This window comes from Alteromonas sp. BZK5 (assembly GCF_014349115.1).
Lineage (GTDB): Bacteria > Pseudomonadota > Gammaproteobacteria > Enterobacterales > Alteromonadaceae > Alteromonas > Alteromonas macleodii.
The window spans coordinates 22646-43926 of the sequence record NZ_JACSOE010000036.1 but is presented as its reverse complement, the minus strand read 5'-3'; the positions used below and the strand labels follow the sequence as shown (position 1 = coordinate 43926).

Annotated in this window: 21 protein-coding genes; 15 read left to right on the top strand and 6 right to left on the bottom strand. The window is 44.1% G+C overall.

The annotated features are described in order from the left end of the window. The first annotated feature begins 233 nt into the window (after positions 1-233). The 4 genes from BIZ39_RS11955 (at position 234) to nspC (ending at position 4749) form a co-directional block, all read left to right on the top strand. Positions 234-1268: an AraC family transcriptional regulator gene (locus BIZ39_RS11955; protein ID WP_222936566.1), complete on the top strand. Its 1035-nt coding sequence runs from the start codon at positions 234-236 to the stop codon at positions 1266-1268. A gap of 261 nt (positions 1269-1529) precedes the next feature. Then, the gene (locus tag BIZ39_RS11950) at positions 1530-1940 is read left to right on the top strand and encodes a hypothetical protein (RefSeq protein WP_187447066.1); all 411 of its coding nucleotides are present in this window, start codon (positions 1530-1532) and stop codon (positions 1938-1940) included. Positions 1941-2239: 299 nt separating this feature from the next. Further along, the gene (locus BIZ39_RS11945; RefSeq protein ID WP_014950514.1) at positions 2240-3442 is read left to right on the top strand and encodes a saccharopine dehydrogenase family protein; all 1203 of its coding nucleotides are present in this window, start codon (positions 2240-2242) and stop codon (positions 3440-3442) included. Between the two features lie 176 nt (positions 3443-3618). Next, entirely contained in the window at positions 3619-4749 is a 1131-nt protein-coding gene (nspC, locus tag BIZ39_RS11940) for a carboxynorspermidine decarboxylase (RefSeq protein WP_187447065.1), read from the top strand. A gap of 228 nt (positions 4750-4977) precedes the next feature. Here the strand turns inward: nspC and BIZ39_RS11935 are convergent, their stop codons facing one another. The 3 genes from BIZ39_RS11935 to rsmI all read right to left on the bottom strand — a co-directional run bounded on the left by BIZ39_RS11935 (position 4978) and on the right by rsmI (position 7283). Then, the gene (locus BIZ39_RS11935; protein ID WP_187447064.1) at positions 4978-5814 is read right to left on the bottom strand and encodes a glycosyltransferase; all 837 of its coding nucleotides are present in this window, start codon (positions 5812-5814) and stop codon (positions 4978-4980) included. A 270-nt stretch (positions 5815-6084) separates the two neighbouring features. Beyond that, on the bottom strand, positions 6085-6348 hold the full coding sequence (locus BIZ39_RS11930) for a hypothetical protein (protein ID WP_014950517.1): 264 nt from the start codon (positions 6346-6348) through the stop codon (positions 6085-6087). Between the two features lie 98 nt (positions 6349-6446). Further along, the gene (rsmI, locus tag BIZ39_RS11925) at positions 6447-7283 is read right to left on the bottom strand and encodes a 16S rRNA (cytidine(1402)-2'-O)-methyltransferase (protein ID WP_014950518.1); all 837 of its coding nucleotides are present in this window, start codon (positions 7281-7283) and stop codon (positions 6447-6449) included. A 141-nt stretch (positions 7284-7424) separates the two neighbouring features. On the opposite strand from rsmI, the gene BIZ39_RS11920 reads away from it, so the two are divergent. The 10 genes from BIZ39_RS11920 (at position 7425) to BIZ39_RS11875 (ending at position 16721) form a co-directional block, all read left to right on the top strand. Beyond that, positions 7425-9425, top strand: a complete 2001-nt coding sequence (locus tag BIZ39_RS11920) for a penicillin-binding protein activator (RefSeq protein WP_187447063.1) — start codon at positions 7425-7427, stop codon at positions 9423-9425. 4 nt (positions 9426-9429) lie between these two features. Then, entirely contained in the window at positions 9430-9771 is a 342-nt protein-coding gene (locus BIZ39_RS11915) for a YraN family protein (protein WP_014977255.1), read from the top strand. Positions 9772-9952: 181 nt separating this feature from the next. After that, entirely contained in the window at positions 9953-11041 is a 1089-nt protein-coding gene (locus BIZ39_RS11910; RefSeq protein WP_014977256.1) for a glycosyltransferase family 4 protein, read from the top strand. 178 nt (positions 11042-11219) lie between these two features. Next, positions 11220-11816 carry a phosphoheptose isomerase gene (locus BIZ39_RS11905; protein WP_014950522.1) on the top strand — a complete coding sequence of 199 codons (597 nt, stop codon included), beginning with the start codon at positions 11220-11222 and terminating at the stop codon, positions 11814-11816. Between the two features lie 23 nt (positions 11817-11839). Then, positions 11840-12415 (top strand): BON domain-containing protein, encoded by a 576-nt coding sequence (locus BIZ39_RS11900; RefSeq protein WP_014950523.1) that lies wholly within the window; start codon positions 11840-11842, stop codon positions 12413-12415. Between the two features lie 19 nt (positions 12416-12434). Next, on the top strand, positions 12435-13817 hold the full coding sequence (locus BIZ39_RS11895; RefSeq protein WP_332306399.1) for an MFS transporter: 1383 nt from the start codon (positions 12435-12437) through the stop codon (positions 13815-13817). Positions 13818-13942: 125 nt separating this feature from the next. Continuing rightward, entirely contained in the window at positions 13943-14539 is a 597-nt protein-coding gene (locus BIZ39_RS11890; protein WP_014977258.1) for a DUF7010 family protein, read from the top strand. A gap of 28 nt (positions 14540-14567) precedes the next feature. Continuing rightward, positions 14568-14897, top strand: coding sequence for a DMT family transporter (locus BIZ39_RS11885; protein ID WP_014950526.1), 330 nt, complete (start codon positions 14568-14570; stop codon positions 14895-14897). A gap of 16 nt (positions 14898-14913) precedes the next feature. Continuing rightward, positions 14914-16104: a sensor histidine kinase gene (locus BIZ39_RS11880; RefSeq protein WP_187447062.1), complete on the top strand. Its 1191-nt coding sequence runs from the start codon at positions 14914-14916 to the stop codon at positions 16102-16104. Further along, positions 16101-16721, top strand: a complete 621-nt coding sequence (locus BIZ39_RS11875; RefSeq protein ID WP_014950528.1) for a DNA-binding response regulator — start codon at positions 16101-16103, stop codon at positions 16719-16721. Before BIZ39_RS11880 ends, BIZ39_RS11875 begins: the two co-directional genes overlap by 4 nt. A 7-nt stretch (positions 16722-16728) precedes the next feature. Here the strand turns inward: BIZ39_RS11875 and BIZ39_RS11870 are convergent, their stop codons facing one another. From BIZ39_RS11870 to BIZ39_RS11860, 3 genes are all read right to left on the bottom strand, one after another. Then, positions 16729-17061 (bottom strand): hypothetical protein, encoded by a 333-nt coding sequence (locus BIZ39_RS11870; RefSeq protein WP_014950529.1) that lies wholly within the window; start codon positions 17059-17061, stop codon positions 16729-16731. 51 nt (positions 17062-17112) lie between these two features. Then, positions 17113-17385 carry a hypothetical protein gene (locus tag BIZ39_RS11865; RefSeq protein WP_187447061.1) on the bottom strand — a complete coding sequence of 91 codons (273 nt, stop codon included), beginning with the start codon at positions 17383-17385 and terminating at the stop codon, positions 17113-17115. Positions 17386-17511: 126 nt separating this feature from the next. Continuing rightward, entirely contained in the window at positions 17512-19776 is a 2265-nt protein-coding gene (locus BIZ39_RS11860; RefSeq protein ID WP_014950531.1) for a TonB-dependent receptor, read from the bottom strand. 797 nt (positions 19777-20573) lie between these two features. Between BIZ39_RS11860 and BIZ39_RS11855 the strand changes: the two genes are divergently transcribed. Beyond that, a complete protein-coding gene (locus tag BIZ39_RS11855) occupies positions 20574-21236 on the top strand; it encodes a GntR family transcriptional regulator (protein ID WP_014977261.1) in 663 nt (220 codons plus the stop codon). The last annotated feature ends 45 nt before the right edge of the window (positions 21237-21281 follow it).

The window sequence follows — 21281 nt, the reverse complement described above, 5'->3', positions numbered from 1 at the left end:
GCAGTATAGATGGCACAAAGGCGCTGCCCGAAGGGGTCGTTATGGAAGCCTTTTACTCTTTGTCACAGTCCTTTAACTTAGCCCGCTAGGCTTGCAGGAATGTTTCGCGATTAAAAGGCTTCCATTTAGACCAAAATTCGTACACCAAAGGTCAACAGGCCCTAGCATAAATTGACATTTCTATTTTATCTTGCGTTAATGCGACAGTGTTTTTGTTATTTTGCGACAAGCATATGCCATCAGTTTCCTCAGCCTATATCCAAAGTACGGTGAGCTATTTAGTTAGCTTAGGCGTTAATGCCGACAATGTTTCGTTAACTACCCAAAAGCATGACTCACTGTCTGGCTCTTCACGTGTTGATATGAATGTATACGTTGAGCTGTTAAACCAAGGGGTCGCATTAACCAACAATTCGCTATTTGGTTTTGAGTTGGGTAAACATATTCAGGCGAAAGATTACGGAGTACTGGGTTATCTTGTTGAAAGTTGCGAAAACTTAGCTCAAGCCATTAATGCGCTAACCCGCTTTGACGCTTTAGTCGCTGACATTGGCACCACTAGCGTGTTTTTCGAACCTGACAATACCCGCGTTGAGTGGGTACCCAAAAGCGCCGATTGCAAGCAGATGGTATTGCGCAACACCACAGCCTGGGTAGCAACTGTCTACAAGATATTAGGTTCTGCCTGTAAACTGAATGCCGTCACCTTTACGTTTCCTTTGAGCGATTCGGAAAAAGCCATGCTAGCGATGTGGTTCAATTGTGAGGTGGTTGATAACGCCAACACCAACGCCATTATTTTTCCTCAGCACCTTTTACATATTCCATTTACCAGCGAGAACAAAGCGATGTTTAGTGCGCTCGTAAAAGTGACCGAAGAAGAACTAATGGCGAGCAAAGGCGGCGACCGTGTTCAATTTGCCAATAGCCAGTTCACCGACAATCAGCATGAAGACATAAGTCACAGAGTCGTTGCGCTTTTAAAAGCCAATCCAACCTTAAAAGGCTGCGATCAGCAACGCGTAGCCAATGCACTTTTTATCAGTCCGCGCACCTTACAGCGAAAATTGAAGCAAAGTGGCACCAGCTTTCAACAAATTCTCAATAATGAGCGCAAAGCTCGCTTAAACGAATTACTGAAACATCACTCCATCGCTGATACCGCAGATTTATTGGGGTTTCAGGAGCAATCATCATTTACCCACGCCTTTAAAAAGTGGTACTCAACAACACCACTGAAATACCAAAAACAACTTTTAGCGCCTTAAAGCTAAAGTCCACTTCCTCATCGCTGAACTAATAAGTCGCGTTGAAAAACAACCGATAAAAAACATTCGCCTTGTCTAGATGGCACACAGACCGCTGCAAAAATGTACAACAAAGGTCAAAAGGCCCTAGGTTAGTCTCTTAATCTTTTAGTATGAAATGGTAATGTTTAGCTATCGCAATGGTGAATATTAAACTAATGTGACGTAGTAAGCGTAGGTATTAGCAAGTGTCCAGCAACGCTAACTCACAGGAGATGCGCTATGATCGACCGTCCAGTTACATTGCCAACGCCATTAAACGTACTCGTGTCGAAGTCACTAAGCTTATGTGAGCTTATGTTACCCGTATGCGATGTGTTTTACCCCTTTGCGGCCATCTATGAAAACGGCCGAGTAGGTTGTATTTTCAACGACGAAACACAAGGTCAAAAGCGAGAGTCACAGCTTATCGAGCAGCTTCAGTGGCGAATTATCGATACCACCACCGACACAAACAGCTACAGCGTATTGGTTTATGCTGCGGCAGTTAATACCCAAGACAGTAAAACCCTCGACGCCATTGCCATAGCCACTGCTACATCAAATCATGAAGAGCGTTTGATTCTTTACCCTTATTACAAAGTTGATGATAAGGTAGTCATATCGCCACCAATTGATACGGTTACCCGCTGAAACTCGAGCGACTTTATATTTTAAACCGAGCAGAATTGCAGATACGTTATTAATTTTAAAAACGTGTCTGCTTTCGTATTAGCTCAAACTTTTATTGAACGACGTATCTCGGCGTGAACCATAAACGGTCAATAATGAGGGCTTTGAAAGGTAGGCCGCTAGTAGGTGTGCAATACCTTTTACATTCGTTGTTACGATTAAAATTTTTTGTCTGTCATGGGCTGTCTTTGCTTGCCAAATCCCATTGGTCTGCTAGCATTCAGCCCAAAATTCATTAGCAAAATTAGGGATTAGTTATTATGTCTCGCGTTTTAATTATTGGTGCTGGCGGTGTTGCGTCGGTAACTGTGAAAAAATGTGCACGTTTACCGCAACATTTCGACGAAATTTACTTAGCAAGCCGCACGGTATCTAAGTGTGAAGCGCTACAGCAAGAAGTAGGTGCAGATCGCGTTAAGGGTGTTTTCGCTGTTGATGCCGACAACGCAAAAGAAGTGGAAGCACTTATCAACGAAGTAAAGCCAGACCTAGTAATCAACCTTGCGTTGCCATATCAAGACCTTCCAATCATGGATGCATGTCTTGCAACTAATACTGATTACCTAGACACCGCCAATTACGAGCCTAAAGACGAAGCGAAGTTTGAATACTCGTGGCAGTGGGCTTACCAAGACAAGTTTAAAGACGCGGGCATTATGGCCCTTCTTGGCAGTGGCTTTGATCCAGGTGTAACTAACGTTTACACAGCATATGCAGCTAAGCATTACTTCGACGAAATCCACTATCTTGATATCGTAGACTGTAATGGCGGCGATCACGGCCAGGCTTTCGCGACTAACTTCAACCCTGAAATCAACATTCGTGAGATTACCCAACGCGGTCGCTATTGGGAAAACGGCGAGTGGAAAGAAACCGATCCGTTAAGCGTACGTGAAGATCTGGACTATCAAAACATTGGTGTTCGCGCATCTTACCTGATGTTCCACGAAGAGCTAGAGTCTATTGTTAAGCATTTCCCTACCCTTAAGCGTGCACGCTTCTGGATGACCTTTGGCGATGCTTACCTTAACCACCTGCGTGTACTTGAAGGTATTGGTATGACTAGCATTGAGCCAGTTGAATTCCAAGGCCAGAAGATTGTACCACTAGAGTTCTTGAAAGCAGTACTTCCTAACCCAGGCTCACTTGCTGAAGGTTATAGCGGTATGACGTGCATTGGCACTTACATCACAGGTATTAAAGATGGCAAAGAAAAAACTATCTTTATCTATAACAACTGTGACCACGCGAAATGTAACGAAGAGGTAGGCGCGCAAGCAGTATCTTACACCACAGGTGTTCCTGCGATGATTGGCGCAGCGCTTATGCTTAACGGCACATGGAAAGAAGCAGGTGTATGGAACATGGAACAATTCGATCCAGACCCATTCATGGATATGCTTAACGAGCACGGTCTGCCATGGCACGTACTCGAATGTGAAGGTAGCCCTTTCACTAAATAATTGAAATATCGGGGCGCTTAATTCAAGCGCCCTTTTTTATTAACGCCACTATTTAAATCTAGATCAAATTACTGGAATGTAGGATACAGAGTAGTTTTGAGCTACGACCTGTAATGTAATACATTAGGCGTTTGATAAATGTTGAAAGCCGTTTTATTTTTTGGAGCTTTATCCCATTGACCGATTTAACTCAACGTACTGATATTCCCTCTCCTTGCTACGTGCTGGAAGAAGCAAAATTAATTAAAAACCTTGAGCTGATGAAACGGGTTCAAGACGAATCTGGCGCGCGTATTATCTTGGCGCTTAAAGGCTTTTCTATGTGGTCTTGCTTCGACATCATCAAACAGTACTTGCACGGAGCAACGGCCAGTTCGGTTTGGGAAGCGAAACTTGCTGCAGAGATGGGTAAAGAAGTTCACGCATATTCTCCTGCGTACAAGGTTAATGACGCAAAGGAATTGGCGGGTCTTGTTAATCACCTGTCCTTTAATAGTTTGACCCAGTGGAACGCGCATAAAGACGTGCTAGCAGGCGTGTCGTTAGGCCTTCGCATAAACCCTGAGCATCAAGAAGCAGATACGCCACTGTACGACCCAGCTGCACCAGGTTCTCGCTTAGGCATACGTGCTAGTGAGCTAGAAGGCGTAGACTTATCGGGTATTGAAGGTTTTCACTGCCACAACCTTTGTGAGTGTGATTCTTTTGCTACTGCACGCACCCTTGAAGCCATTGAAAAGCGTTTTGGCAAATGGCTTGGTCAATTAAAGTGGTTAAACCTAGGTGGCGGGCACCTGATGACCCGTGAAGGGTATGATGTTGAGCACCTCATCAACACACTAAAAGACTTTAAAGCCCGTTACCCACACCTAGACGTAATTCTTGAGCCAGGGTCTGCGGTAGCATGGCAGACAGGGCCATTAATTTGCGAAGTGGTTGATATGGTAGAAAATGACGGTGATATCGCTATTCTAGACATTTCAGCTACTGCACATATGCCAGATGTGTTGGAAATGCCTTATCGCCCTACAATTTTGGGCGCGGGTATGCCTAGTGAAAAAGCATATAATGTGAAGCTAGGTGGCAATTCGTGCCTTGCTGGCGATGTCATTGATACCTACTCATTCGATGCGCCGCTTAAGGCCGGCGATCGATTACAGTTTGAGGACATGATGCATTACACCATGGTAAAAACCACCTTCTTCAACGGTGTAGAACATCCTGCTATCGGTATTCTGCGTTCTAACGGCGACTTTGAGCTGGTTCGCGAATTCAGCTACGAAGACTTTAAAGGTCGTTTGTCTTAATTAGCTTTTTTGTAATTGGCTAATTGTTAATGAGCCTTTTTACGGGCAAGCTGTTTGATTAAACAAACAGCTTGCTAATTTGCACGGCTCACACAGTAAATTCCCTACTATCTGGTTCACCTTAATCAATGAACCCCTCATTTTTCTCAGGTAAATATTAAACCCAAATATGAGTTAATAGTCACCAGAGTAGACTGATGCGAACACTAAGTAGTTTTAGATAACTACTTAAGAAAATAACGCCCTCTTCATCAGCTTAAAATTCACCTTCCAATTTGTCTTAATTTTATGCTTTAGCGCGCTTTTTCTACTGATTTTGGGATCTTCAACGTTTGCAATAACGTCTTCAAGGGCAGCAGGGTGTAAATTAAAATCTTCAACCCTTTCTTTTGGAACATTTCCATAACCTTTATATTCATTCACCTTGTTTTCAAAATGAATAATCGACATCCACATTCGCTTTCCTCTGACAGGCGTCAGTTCTTTTACACCACTCCAATATCCGTGCCTTTCTTGACACCAGATGGTTTTAAAATCTTTACTTTTTTCAATTAAACTCATAAACGGATTATGCACATGTGAGTGCAGGCCTAGCCTTACACGAGGCGCTACCTGCAGCGTATATCCATCAACAAAGTCAATTGCCATAAAAGATTGCTCTGAAAATTGACTCTGTACTTCTTTAACGAAGTCTTGGTGAAGGCTATCATCGTTATCAAGCCTCGTCGTAATAAGAAAGGGGGCTGTTAATCTGGACGCTATTTCTTTTTTTATAGACGGGTAAAAGTTTTCCATTCCGTCTGCGTAAATAGGGATAAAATTGGAGAATTTTGAAGCTAGCTCGTTTATTTTTTCGCGATAAATTTCTGGTGTATTCGTATCGAAAAATACTAGCCATTCAAAGTTTTTTACCGTTTGAGATTTTATAGACGAATAACAGTACTGCTCAAACAGCTTCAATCTGTTTTCCATCCAGCTATCAGTTAAAACTTTGGATTGAGATTTGGTTTCATCCCAACCTTTTTTTCGAAGATTAAAGCGCGTTAATATGAAATGCTGAAACATGATAATGCCGTTGAATATAAGAAAATGAATTTACAAAGAAAAAGAATGCAAAAGGCATATTGAAATAATACCAATAAAAACTATTCTTTTACGAAATTTTTTCTTTTTCTTTGTTAACTAAGACCCACAAAACGTTAATTCGCTCACATTATTTCCTGAAAAAGGAAAAACTGAATTGATTTCAGGTCAGAGCGAGGCCTTAGCATTCAAGTAAACAACGTAGAAATTCATCGCGCATTGATTTTTATGGCGGCGCGATGGGGTCAGTGACTATACAACCCCACTTCCCGACGCCGCCTCAGATTTGTCGATCTCACCTTCAGCAAGCACTTCGTCATCTAACTCAATTTTAAATGACGTTCCTGCTTTTCCATGCAGGCTATAACGAAAGCCGTACATTTCGCCTTCATTAAGAGAAACTTCCGCAAAGGTATTAGGGTGGATTAAGTCGTAAACACCTGAGTCGTTAGCTTGAGAAAATATATCAACTAACCATTTTCCTTCTGACATGGTGATTTTGAGTGTTTTTGTCATATGAGCCTCCATAAACCTCAGTCCTTTTTGAACTGGGCAGTTGACGTGAATTACACTCCTTTGTATTTATTCTAAGGCCCTTAAGATCAACAACGTGTTTACGCTTTTGCGTCTAGCCCAGCTTGATAAAGCGCATTCTTTTTCAAGTCATAGTGAGTGGCGACCACCGCCGCGGCCTTTTTAAGCGGCATGTGCTCACACAATACACTTAGCAACGACATTGCCTCACTGGGTATCGCCTGGTCACTTACCTTCGCAGGGCCAATCATGACGACGAATTCGCCTTTCTGGTGCGCAACATCCGCATTGAGATAATCAATTACATCTTGCGCGCTGCCACTCACGTAGGTTTCGAAGGTTTTGGATAGCTCTTTCGCTACCACAATCTGGCGTTCGCCTAAAACGCGCTGTATATCAGTAACGGTGTCTAAAATTCGACGTGGCGCTTCATAGTAAACAGTGGTGAACGTTCTATCTATTAGCGCTGACAACACGCTTTCACGTGCCTGCACTTTAACCGGTAGGAATCCTTCAAATATAAACTTGTCTGTTGGCAGTCCCGAAGCACTTAATGCTGTAATTGCAGCACATGGGCCCGGCAGAGCGCTAACCGGAATACCTTGCTCACGGCACTTGCGTACCAAAACAAAGCCCGGGTCGCTGATTAACGGCGTTCCAGCATCACTTATTAATGCTACCGACTCGCCGCCCTTTAAACGCTCACAAAGCATTGCTGTGCGCTTATCTTCGTTATGCTCGTGCAGAGAAAGAGTTTTCGTTCCAATGCTAAAGTGCTGTAAGAGTCGAGCGCTGTGACGGGTGTCCTCGGCAGCGATCCAGCTTACTTCACTTAATACGCGTATTGCTCTGGCACTTATGTCGTCTAAATTACCAATAGGTGTTGGAACAATATATAAGGTGGCGGTGTCTGTCATAACAGTGATTAAGTCTTACGTTAATTTTGAAGAATATGCGATAAGTGTATCACGCCATTAGTCCAGATTATGCTGGCAAGCGTAGATTTTCACACTGGTTAAGATAAACTTGGCCTATAACGATGTAAAAGGAATGAAACTGTGCGTCATATTGGACAAGCTGGAAAAATCTTTACGCTATCAGCCGTCGCTTCTGTATTGGTGCTAACGGGCTGTGGAAGTACACCTAAAACCCAGTCAAAGCCTGTGGTAGTGGAACCTACCCCAATTGAAACCACACAGGTTGAAGATAACGTCACGCCTGAGCACAAACTCCTTGAAGCAAAAAAAGTATGGGAGCGCACCCGCAACAAAGAACAGCGCGATACGCTGTTGCTGCAAGCGGCTGACCTGTACCTTCAAAATCAACAGCCCGTTTTGGCTCAGCAAGTGCTATATGAGGTAAAAGAAGACGGTATTTCAGGTGTAAATCAATCTTATTACTCCCTTCTGGTAACCAAAGCCTATGCGGGAATGCCTGATGCCTCGGCAGAAGAATTGCTGGCTATGTTGGATGGCGTAACCGGTACAGGCGAAACCGCATTCCAAAAAGCGGAGCTTCAAACCCAGCTCTTCACGCAGCAAGGCAACCTGGCTGCGGCAGCGAATAGCGTATTAAAGACCAATCTTACTGACGATGAAAAAGTGCAACAAGTTTGGCAGTGGATTACCTCCATTCCTGCATCGTCACTAGATTCAGTAGGCAGTGCTTATCCCGACCTTTCTCCTTTCATTACTCTTCGCGAACTAACCGAAGAAAACGCGTCGTCACCGGAAAAATTAGCCAAAAGCCTACAGCAATTTAAGCAGGTTTATCGCGGTCATGTATTAGAAAACGCTTTGCCTGAAAACGTAATTGAAGCAACCCAGCTTACCGATGCTGGCGCCAACGATATTGCGGTTTTACTAACACTTTCTGGCAGGTTAGCTCGCACAGGACAAGTCGTTAAAAATGGCATCATGGCGGCTTATTACACCGATGTTGAAAAGCGCCAAGATGAACACCTTCTACCTCGTCTTCGTTTTATCGACACCAACGAAGTAGATACACAGCATTTACTCAGCGAAATTGGCGATACCAAGTTCATCATTGGCCCTCTTTTAAAAGACACTGTTGAACGTTTAATTCCCAGTTTGCCGCTTGGTGTGAACGTACTTGCATTAAACAGGCCTGACGAATTGCCAGACAATGCGTCTACTAAAGGGTTGGCAACAGGATCGTCAAATCCGGCGGTAGCCGATGATGCTCTTGCCTCTGGTACAGGTCTCGCAGGTGATGACACACAAAATGAACTCCACTCATTAGGCTTGCCTACCTCGCTGAATTATTACGGGCTAGCACCAGAAGATGAAGCAAAGCAGCTTGCTGAATTTATCTTTAATAAAGGATATCGTGCGCCTATCGTTATTGCCGCACAAAGCAGTCTGTACCAGCGAATGGACGACACCTTTAAAAAGCACTGGCGAATACTCAACAATCAGGAAAACAAGCAGCGCGCCAACATAACGTCGGTATCGTTTAACGACAGTAATTCACTTCGAGAGGGAATTACACAGGCGCTAGATGTGGCGCAAAGCAACGAGCGTATCAATCAAATTGAGTACATGACAAATGATGAAGTGTACAACATGCCTCGCAGTAGGCGTGATATTGATGCCATTGTTGCATTTGCCTCACCTCAAGACACAGAACTGCTTAACCCCATTATCGAAGCGAGCTTAAACCCATACGATGGCAAACAAGTCCCCGTGTATGCCACCTCTCGTTCAATGGATTACGACAGCGGGAAAAACCAATGGCGTGACCTGCAGAATGTACACTTTATCGACATGCCTTGGTTAATGCCTTCACATAGTTGGCAACCTCTTCAGCAGGAGGTTGAACAGGCTTGGCAAAATCAAAATACTATGCAAAAACGTTTATTTGCGTTCGGTTTTGATGCCTATCAGTTGTTGCCTCAGCTAGGCATGCTTAACACGCTGAAATATCTTTCATACGAAGGGTTAACGGGTACACTTTCCCTTAATCAACAAGGTGAAGTAATACGCAAACAGCCTCAGGCAATTATTCGTAACGAAAAAGTTCAAATGCTTTCGGAGTAAAATTATGTCAACACTGCAAGGGAGTGCAGCAGAAGACAAGGCCTGTAAATATCTGATGGAACAAGGCCTTACTCTTCGATGCCGAAATTACCACACTCGGCGTGGCGAGCTCGACATTGTTATGCAAGACGGCAGCACCATAGTGTGCGTTGAAGTTAAATACCGAAGACGAAATCAGTTTGGCAGTGCTCTAGAGTTTGTGACTGCCAAAAAGCTCCAGCGAATTCAGGCTGCGTTTGATTTCTATTTGTTAGATAATGGCTTAAATCCAGCGTCTACTTCTCTGCGAATAGACGTTGTTGCCATAGACGGAGACAACCTTCAGTGGTTGAAGAACGTGGGCTAAAGACTGACAATATCCAGCTTTTAAACTGATGTCCCCCAAAGAGGGCTAGAAGCGTACGCCAACGATGGGCGTGGCCGATATTGATGAAAATGTCTTTATGTCAGACGTATTCCGTTTGTTTTATCTTATGATTTGCAACCCTTCATCGGTTTGATGAAAGTTTCTTAGGTTCCCACAAATAATGAGTCATCCCAACAACAAGGTTTCGTCCAGCAGCGTTGATAACCAAGAAATAGAGCTAATAGTCGGCAACTCCAGCTCTAATTTTTCTGGCGTAACGTCTACGATGCTGCAAGTAACATCGCTACAGAAGCATATGATTAATTTGCGGATAATGGGCAAGCATTTTGTTCCAGACCCATCAATGACTATTACTTTTTGGGAGGTCGCCAAAATGTGTCGACGCCCGCTTAGTAATGGTAAGTGGCGAATTTTTCATGCACGTCGCGTTGACGAGATGATTCAGGGTGTGATCCTCAAATACGTGTTTCGCGCCAAGATAAAGCTTGTATTTAGCTCTGCCGCTCAGCGAAAGCGTTCGGCTTCTACGGTGTGGTTAAGCAATAAAATGGATGCGGTTATTGCAATGAGTAATCGCTCTGCAAAATATCTAAATAAGCCCCCCGCCAAGATAAATCTACACGGTGTGCAAATAGACAACTACACGCCAGCAGAAAACAAGCAAGAAGCATGGCAAGCATTAGGCTACGGCGGCAAGTACGGCATTGGTATTCTGGGCAGAGTTAGAGAGCAAAAAGGCGTTCATCTATTTGTTGAAGCATGCATCAAAGTATTGCCCAAATACCCTGACGTGAACGCAGTAGTTGTAGGTGCCATATCCTCGAGTAACCAAGAATTTGTAAACGAGCTTAAAGAAAAAATTTCTAAAGCCGGGTTAACTGACCGAATTGTTTTCACCGGTGAATTGCCGTTTGAGCAAATTCCTAGAATCTTCAGTGCACTGTCATTAGTAAGTGCACTTAGCTATAACGAAGGGTTTGGATTAACTGTACCTGAAGCCATGAGTGCTGGGGCTGCGGTATTAGCTACTCAGGCGGGCGCATGGGAAGACATCATCAGGCCAGGCGTTGATGGGTATATTGTTCCTACCAAAGACCAGCAAGCTGTCACAGAAAAGATGGATTTGCTGCTTTCGGATATGGACAAACTCGCAGAAATGGGCAAAGCCGGACGCGAACACGTTGTGAAAAATTTTAAGGTTGAAGATGAAGCTAGAAACCTGGTTGAGTTTTTTCGCACGCTTCAATAGTAAATGCGAGTTGATTATCGCGAGCGATAAACGTTAGGCCGTTTTTCTCTCGCGCTGAGGCCACAGTTTAAACCTCTGACTTTCAGATACTGGCCATTACAAAAATCAAGGCGCTGTAATGCAGCGCAAAAAATTTCACTAAATGGTCTGCCGTGTGGTGAAAACAAAGAGATGACACATGATTGAACAGATAAAAGCGAATTTTACCGAGAGCATACAAACCAAAATAGCGGCATCGGAAATATTGCCAGAGCATATTGAGAAAGCGGCGTACATGATCGTTGAAGCCTTAATTAGAGGTAATAAAGTACTGAGCTGTGGTAATGGCGGGTCTGCAGGTGATGCGCAACATTTTGCTTCCAACATGCTCAATCGCTACGAGCGCGACCGTCCCAGCTTACCAGCAATCGCATTAAGCACAGACACCTCAACCCTGACGTCTATTGCGAATGACTATAACTTCGAAGAAATATTTGCGAAGCAAGTACGGGCGCTCGGCCAACCCGGAGATATACTGTTGGCTATTTCAACCAGCGGTAACTCTCGTAACGTCATAGCAGCGATGGAAGCGGCATTATCTCGCGATATGACCATTGTCGCGCTTACTGGCAAAGACGGCGGTGAAATGGCGGGCTTCTTAAGTGAACATGATGTTGAAATTCGCGTACCGTCAAACCGCACTTCGCGTATTCAAGAAGTTCATTTACTGGTAATTCACAATTTATGTGAATGCATTGACGACAGCTTATTCCCTGCCGATCACGGCGACGAGTAGTAAAACAGATAACGAGGACACAAGTGAAAAATTTGGGACTACTGGGTTCTTTATTAGCCCTAATTCTTACATTACAAGGGTGTGTAGTGGCCGTTGGAGCTGCAGGCGCCATGGCTGCGAAAGTGGCTAATGACAGACGTACTGTGGGCACGCAGCTTGATGACCAAAATGCCGATGCTGCGGTATCGTATCAATGGTCGAAAAGCGATGCGCTCAAAGAGCAGGCTAACCTGCAAGTGGATGTTTATAACGGTGTAGCGTTGCTAACCGGGCAAGCGCCAAACCAAGGCTTAGTTGACGAAGCTGTGCGCCGCGCCCAAGAAGTAAGCTATATCAAAAAAATTCACAACCAAATTAGAATTGGCGAGGCGATAGGTGCAGGCACACAAGCCAACGACCTGTGGTTAGCGTCAAAAGTGCGTACTAAAATTGTGGCAGACGAACGAGTGCCTGCTCTACAAGTTAAGGTAGTGGTTCAAGATTCAGAAGTATTTCTGATGGGTCGGTTAACCAATTTAGAAGCCACAGCCGCTGTAGATATTGCTCGTAATATTACGGGTGTCGCGCGCGTAGTTAGAGCCTTTGAAATTGTTCAATAGGGAGTTCGCCACTGCCCTTTTGGTTGCAGGGGCACTCTTTATGGAAATTTTAGACGCCACGGTTATCACCACGGCGTTACCTGTCATTGCTGCCGACTTCAATGTGCCGGCAGCCCACTTATCTATTGGTGTATCGGCATACTTGGTAGCCGTAACACTCTTTATTCCATTAAGTGGTTACGCAGCCGATAAATTTGGCGCACGCACTATATTTGTAGCAGCGATTGCCGTATTCACTTTTGCCTCGGTGCTTTGTGGTCTGAGTACCAGCTTATTCGAATTTACCTTGTCTCGCATTCTTCAAGGTTTAGGCGGGGCAATGATGGTTCCCGTGGGAAGATTAGTGGTTCTGCGGGACTTGCCAAAGGAAAAGCTGGTAAAAACCGTGGCCATTATAACCTGGCCTGCGTTAAGCGCACCGCTACTAGGTCCTGTGCTAGGCGGTTACATCGCCACTCATTTCAGCTGGCAGTGGATTTTTTATATGAATATTCCACTGGGCATAATCGCTATCATCGCATCACTGTATCTCCTTAAAAACATCAAAGGCAATGTAGGTAAGTTCGATATTAAAGGCTTTTTGCTCACCGGTATCGGCTTTGCGCTGTTTATGGCGGGGATCGAGTTTTTAGCGAGTACCAGCGACAAGCTTATTCGACCACTTGGCATCATCGCTATTGGCTTAGTACTCATGGTATTGGCAGTCAAACACGTAAAAACGGCCAAGAACCCACTATTTTCTTTCGATGCGATGCAACACAAAACCTTCCGGCTTACTGTGTTTGGCGGCTCTGTTATGCGTGTCGCACTTGGCAGTGCACCGTTTCTTGTGCCACTCATGCTCCAGCTTGGATTAGGTTACTCACCTGTAGAAGCCGGCTCACTGTTGCTGTGGCTGTTTGCTGGAAACTTAGCGATAAAGCCAGCGACAACGTGGATCATGAATACCTTCGGCTTCAAACGCGTGCTTGTAATAAACGGCGTGCTCATAGCCCTTGGTTTTGTGGCGCTCGCGATGATAAATCACTCCACATCGTCATTTACTATTGCCGTTATTTTATTTGTTAACGGTATTACTCGCTCAATGCACTTAACGCTAATAAACACCATTGCTTTTGCCGACGTCCCCCCCAATAAAATGCGAGACGCAAACACGCTAGGCGCCATTTTAATGCAAATGAACCGCGGTCTTGGCATTACCCTTTCTGCGCTTGCTATCGCTGCTGCAGCATTCATTCTTGGACAAAGCGCCAATATGCCAAACCTACAAACGTTTACGCTATCTATGATGTTTATGGCCGCAGTAGCACTTGTCAGCATTTACGATAGCTTAATGCTGTCGAAGGAAGATGGCGATTCAGTGTTAAACAAACGAAAAGCGAAAAAAGCACGACAGACTTAGTTAATAGGCTTCATTAATTGAACTGATGACAATTGTCATACGCGATTGGTGACGTTTGTGACTAACGCAATCTGAGGTACCTCGGCATACTTTACCTATAGACATTACTACATCAGGTAAAGCTCATGGAACAAGTATCTCACGCTTCATCAATAACTCCCGTTCAAAATGCTTCCATCCCATTGGAACAGCAGCGGGAAGATTTTAAAAAGAACCGATTCATTGCCATGCCGCTGGCAGGCACTGTTGTTTGGGCTCTACTTGGTATCAGCGCTCCCTTTGTATCTGAATTAACCATAACCTGGTTGCTGTATATCGGCACAGGTGCCATCTTCTACCTCGGTGCAGGCCTTTCCTACCTCACCGGTGAGCGATTTTTTGCCAAAAAGCCGGCAAAGAACAGTTTTGACCGTCTTTTCTTCGTTGGCATGATCATGAGCCTAATGGTATTTGCCATTGCGCTTCCCGTTGCAGCCATCGACCACACCACCGTTCCATTGAGTATTGGCATTCTCGCAGGCCTGATGTGGATGCCTTTATCATGGGCTATCGAACACTGGATAGGCTACTTTCACACGCTAACCAGAACCTTCGGCATTGTCGCCGCCTGGTACTTGTTTCCCGATGCACGGGTAGAGGCAATATCGGCTGTGATTGTCGCTGTCTACATTGTGTCATTAATCACCCTTGAACGCCGTTTTCAATCAATCAAATCTAACTAATTTCACTTTAATTAAAAAGGAATGCACTATGACTTATTTACTTTTAGCAGTTGCAGTTATCACCGAAGTTACCGCTACCATGCTGCTTAAAATGTCGAACGGATGGGAGAAATGGGCTTTTGGGTACGGCGCTATCTTTTTCTACGCGATATCTGGAATGCTGTTTGCCATGGTCTTAAAGAATATGGGAATTGGGGTCGCCTACGCCATTTGGTCGGGCATGGGAATCGCACTTATCACCGCCGCTTCGGTGGTATTTTGGAAACAAACTTTCGACATTTATGCCGTGCTGGGTATTATGTTGATTATCTCTGGTACGCTGCTAATTACTAGCAAGTCTGCCGTTGTATTTCAGTAGGGACGAAGTACTCACAATGCTCAGCAATAAAAGCATACAAGATAGTAACAGCGCGGTGCCTGCCGTCAAAAACGAGAGCGCCGCGCCTGACATGCCCCTTTTGGCAAGTGGACGGAAAAAGCGCTGGTCTCACGGAAGCTTGTTTTTTTCACTGTTCTTTTTTGTTCCACTTATTATTTCCCGTTCTCTTCCCATCGAAACATGGGTGCTTCAAACCCTAGGATACCTTAGCTTTGTCATTCTTTACATTAAAGCCATAAACCAGCCTGTTAAAACACTGCCCACTTATTTGCTACTCATGTTTCTACTTTCGGTAGCATGCAGCTTTCAAAACCCTGGTGGCGCAACAATTATCGGCTTTATTGCTTTTATCGTAGGTTATTACAATTCGCTCAAGACAGGCATAATGAGCATAGGCGTGATGATGCTGGTACTCGTGTCACTGCACATTACCGTATTTAATAACGCACATTTTCTTTTAAGTGCTTCGTTGCTCAACAGCTTAGTGCTATTCGGGTTTGGTGTTATGGAGCGCAAAGAAACGCTCCATAGTCTGAAAGAGAGCCAGCAGGCCGAAGCACTACGAGTATTGTCTGCGATCGCTGAACGTGAGCGAATAGGCAGAGACTTACATGATGTTGCGGGTCACGCACTCAGCTCTATTTCGTTAAAGGCACAACTGGCCGATAAACTTATAAGCAAAGATAAGATTGAAGACGCGCATCGCGAGGTAAAAGCGCTGGCACAGCTTTCTCAAGCGCTACTGAGTGATATCCGTCAAGCAGTGTCAGATATCAAGCAGCTTTCTCTTAGCGATGAAATAGCAAAAGACAAATCACTGTTAGAAGAAAACGGCTTTAATGTTACAACCGATATTGAAGGCGGCGCTGAAGCACGTTTAAGCGCTAAACAAGAAAGCCAGCTTGCGCTTATTATCAAAGAGCTGACAACCAATACCTTACGCTATTCAAACGGTAACGCGGTATCCCTTGGTCTTGAAGTTAATGAGCAAACCGTGAAAATGACCTATAAAGATCATGGCGTAGTTGAGAACACCGCATCAATTAAAGAAGGAAACGGATTAATGGGAATTAGAGAACGCGCGGCGTCTATTCATGCGGATGTGGACATTTCTTTCCTTCCCCACCCTATTGTCAGGATTCAGCTTACTGCCGAGCAAGCTTTGTCACATAAGGCTTCCCTATGAACTCAAAAGCGCCAACTACTATTTTGATTGTTGAAGATCAGTCGCTGGTTCGCGATGCCATTGCCATGCTTCTGTCATTAGAAGACGACTTAACCATTGTTGAAAAGTGCAGTAATGGAAAGGAAGCCATTGATTATTTAAATGATAACCCTGCACCACACATTATTTTGAGCGATATTGAAATGCCGCTGGTTTCAGGGCTAGATCTAGCCGCCCACATTGCAAAGCAAAATCTCAATACCAAGGTGGTATTAATGACTACCTTTTCTAAACCAGGCTACATCAAGCGTGCATTAAGTTTAGGGGTTAAGGGGTTTATATTGAAAGAGTCTGACAGCGACTACCTGATAGATGCCATTCACAAAGTCTCTGCGGGAGAAAAGGTAATTTCGACTGAGCTCGCCATCATGGCTCTTGACGACAACAATCCACTGTCGCAAAAAGAAATGTCCGCACTAAAACTTGCTTCAGAAGGGCTTAAAACCCAAGGCATTGCTCAATCACTGTTTTTATCTGAAGGTACGGTAAGAAACTACCTCTCAGAGGCTATTTCAAAGCTCGATGCGACCAACCGCGTAGATGCTGCTCGCATAGCTAAACAAAAAGGTTGGCTATAATAAAGGCTTAAAACCACGTCGTAGCAATTGCTGTAGACGTCGGTATATTTAGCTTTTCAGACAAGCCGGTAAGCACGCGTTCGGGACCGTATACGATACCTTGCTGTTTAGCGGTCCATACGCAGGTTAAAATACTCGTACCTTTGCGTAATTCACACTGCCACTTAGCGGTCGTTTCAGCGAGCCTTTCATAGTCATCTTCTATTTCCCAACCTCCGTCTACATGGTCTACGATAAGTTGTTCAAATTGAGCGAACGGAATAGGTTGAATGATTACCCATTCGTTTTTCTTAAACTTTTTTTCTAACCGCGATTTTTTAAAACTGGTAAACAATCCCACGCTCCATCTCCGTATGATTGAAAGGCCCTACTTACTACAAAAGCACGTCTTCTATTTCGACACCGTTCCCATAATCTGCCCTGAAGGTGTTGGACAAGAACACGATGTTCCAACCATTTCACTATTTGACGTTGGGCACGCGCCATACTCACCGTTTCCGCTATAACGACATTGGTTACCAAATTCAGGTTTAGCAACTGCAACCTTGCCGTTTTTCTTCGCGTTTATATCTTCATCGTCGGGTAAACACACCGTGTAGGTACACCCTGACAAAAGCATATTAACAACAAGAAAACCAATACGGTAAAGTGCTTTCACTTTCATAAATAGTTGCTGGGCATTTTTAGAACAGTTTTAAAACTATGCTAATAATGAAGATAAAACAAGAAAAAATAAGCAAAAAAAAGCCAGTTTTTAGACTGGCTTTATAATTGTAACTCGTTGTAACTATTAGAATTCAGTTGAGAATCTAACACCAAACTCGCTTGCGTCGTTGCTTAGAATTTGCAGGATGTAGTCACCTGTATTCAAGCGTGCATTGTCGTAACGCTCATCAAAAATATTGCGACCGTAAAGTGCAACAGTATACGCATCATTCGCTGGCGTATAAGCGATGTCGAAGTTAACAAGCTCACGGCTATCAAGTTTAGTCATACGCTCAGGTGCTGAAGTAGGCTCACCATACATTTCTGCACGATATGAGTAATCTGCACGTACGCGAATTGAATCACCACCATCAAGCTCAAAGGTATACTGCGGACCAATTGCAAGGGTTAGGTCTGGAGTAAGTGGCGCTACAGGATTGAATCCATCTTGCTCTTCAACATCAACATCCATATAACCAACGCTGGTCATCATGCTGAAGTTGCCATAGGTAAACGTAGCATCAGCTTCAACACCACGAGATGTTTGCTCTACCACAAGGTTTGCGGTGTCGAAACCACCTTCGCTCACGCGACTTACTTGGTAAGGAAGATCTTCAAACTCAGTGTTAAATACTGCGACGCTAATGTCGAAGTAATCATTCACACGACCTTTAATACCTACTTCATAGTTAGTAGCAGTAATATTGTCAGACGCCGTAAAACAGTTATTTGCGCGAACCGCCGCTTGAGCGCCTTCGATATCATCAAAGCCACCTGCACCAAAGAACTCACCAATTAAGCAGTAAGGACGTGCTGGAAATTGGCCCGACTGGTAGCCAGACTGAATTGTCGCATAGCCTGTCATGCCATTTTCAAATGTGTAGTTAGTGGCGAGTTCCCACGTCACTTCGTCCCAATCATTTGAATCATAGATAGTACCAAGTGCTGAAAATACGTTCGCTGATGCTTCTTTTTCATCTTTCGTGTAACGAAGGCCACCAGAAAGGCTAAGCTCATCAGTTAAGTCACGGCGAACGTTAACGTAAACCGCTTTTGAAGTGGTTTCTTGATCGAGTTCTAGCAGGTTAGCCCCACCGTCAAAACTAGAGTCGTCACCTTGACGGTTGCTACCTTCTTCGTTGAAGTAGTAAACACCAGCAACAAAGTCAGTGTATTCGTTGATATAGCCGTTAAGCTGAAGTTCGATTGATGTTTGATCGGCTTCGCCACGCTCAGGGAACTGATCTAACGAGTAAATTGTACCGTCATCATCAAGACCTGCTTTGTACTTAGATGTACGCTGGCTTGCAACAACCTTTGCAGTGTAGTCTTCGTTAATGTCCCACTCAGTAGTGAGTGAAAGACCACGCGCTTCGTTCGACACGCCAGTTACTGCTTCAGTACCTGTTGCATTGTCGTAGATATCAGCGCCTTCAGGTGTCACATCTGTGTTACGTAACGGTACGCCAACACCATTCTGACCACCGAAGTAGCGATCTGAACCCACTTCATCAATTAGCACAGTGTAAGGACGCAGACCGCCGTCACCATTGTTAGCATCTGCAGTTAATACCATGCGGAAGTCATTTGATGGCTCCCACTTAAGAGAAACGCGGCCAGAAACATCTTCAGTCTCACCAACATCGTACTCGGCGTTAGGCACGTTGATGAACTCACCAAGACCATCGCGCTTGTTAAATGACAGGTTCATGTTAAACGCTACGGTTTCTGAAAGACCGTGGTTAACAAAAAGATCAGCTTTAACGCGACCACGTGTACCAAATTCAGTGTTGATTTTGGTTACATCACCTTGGTCTGGCTCTTTTGTGATGATGTTAATTGCACCACCAATCGAGTTACGACCATATAGCGTACCTTGAGGGCCACGAAGTACCTCAATACGCTCAATATTATTTAGGCTCCAGTTTTGACCAACCTGACGGCCCAGATAAACACCGTCTACATAAACACTCACACCCGGATCGGTTGTGATTAGGTGATCTTGAAGACCAATACCACGAATAAATGGGTTTACAGACGATGTGTGGCCGGCAGAGAAACCAGTAACATTTAGGTTTGGAACGAATTTACCAACGTCAGTCAGGTCAGTAATACCTTGGTCAGCTAACTTGTCGCCATCGAAGGCGCTAATAGCAATTGGAACTTCATAGATAACTTGAGGGCGTTTTGTTGCGGTAACGGTAATGGCTTCAAATTGTTGCTCTTCAGTTGCTTCTGCTTCTTGGGCAACGGCAATATTTGAAATTGCTGGAACGGTCATCGCTACTGCTAGTGCGACAGGTGAAAGCTTACTGGCGAGTGCCTTAGACACGTCAGTATTGGTTTTCATGGTATAACCCCTTTGCGTGAGTGTTAGGTGTAATAATATTTTTAGGCCGCTTCAAGTTCTTCTTTGGAACTTTGAAAGACTAAACTCACTAATTTAAGAGGCGCACATAACCTTGTGCTTATACTGGATTACAGGCAATAAAAAAGTAAGTCGCAATAAAACATTACAAACTTACTTTCAATGAAACTCTGCTTTAAAAGTAGAACTTACTTTTCCAGCCCTCTAAAATTCAGTACGAAGAATTTAGGCTTGAAGACTGGAACGATATGTTACCGTTAGATTACGATCTTGCAAAGTAAAATATTACACTTTTACTAAAATAAGACTTCAAAATTAGACTAATTGGTTAGGTTAAGCATCAAACAAAAAGTATATATAAATTCCATAAAAACAATTAGATATCATAAAGATAATTTACTCTATCTCTTCACAACACCTAAGCGAATAAAGTAAAGAAGACCTAGACCAGATGGACAAACTTTAAACAAATCACCATTGGCTTGAATCATTCTTTAGCTCAGAACCTCTGTATGTAACTTTCGTTACCAAATTCCCTCTTCCGTCCGGGCAGTAGCTATCAATATGGTTGCGCAAGGTTCGCCTAATAGACGTAAGCTGACACATGGCTCTGTTTGCGTATCGCATTAAACCATTGCACAACTGTCAACACAGGCCGCTAAACAAGACTATCAGACTAATATCTTACTCTCGTTGTCGACAATCCAAACCTTTTAAGGTTGAAAAAACGCCAAAATGGGTATATATTGTCGACATTAGTCATTTTAAGATTCTATACAGTGTTAGTAAAAAGCGAACAAGCCATCACCAATGCCGACCGCACTTTCTTTCAATTAAGAAAGGATATTGTTGAGGGTATCATTCCAGCAGGCAGTAAGCTGAGTGAAATGGAATTGTCGACAAAGTATGAAGTCAGTCGCGCCGTTATTCGTGAAGCCATCAATCGTCTCGCTACCTGTCACTTGGTGGAACGTAAAGCTAACGTGGGTGCCCGTGTGGTTGCACTGTCCCCCGAAGGCCTTATTCAGCTATACCAAGTGCGCGAAGCATTAGAGGGTATGGCCGCCCGCTTGGCTGCACGCTACATGAGCGATGAAGAAATTGCCGACATGCAGGCGTTGCTTGATAGCCACTTCGATAAAGTAAAAGACGGTCAAAGCTATTATCAAGAAGCCGGCGATGTAGACTTTCACTACAGAATTGTAACCGGCAGTAAAAACGATCATCTCATCAGCGTACTTGTAGACGGGCTTTACCATCTTGTTCGTATGTATCGCGTACAGCTCGGTATGGCTGGCCCTCGCGTAAGTACCGCCTTTGATGAACACAGACACATTGTAAATGCCATTGCCAATCGCGACGAGGAACTGGCTGAAATGCTAATGCGTCGCCATATTCTTTATTCAAAAAATAATATTGAGAAGAAGCTTAATCATGGTTAACACCACTCAGTCTTCTTCATACCTAATTCACCTCTACCCTACTTT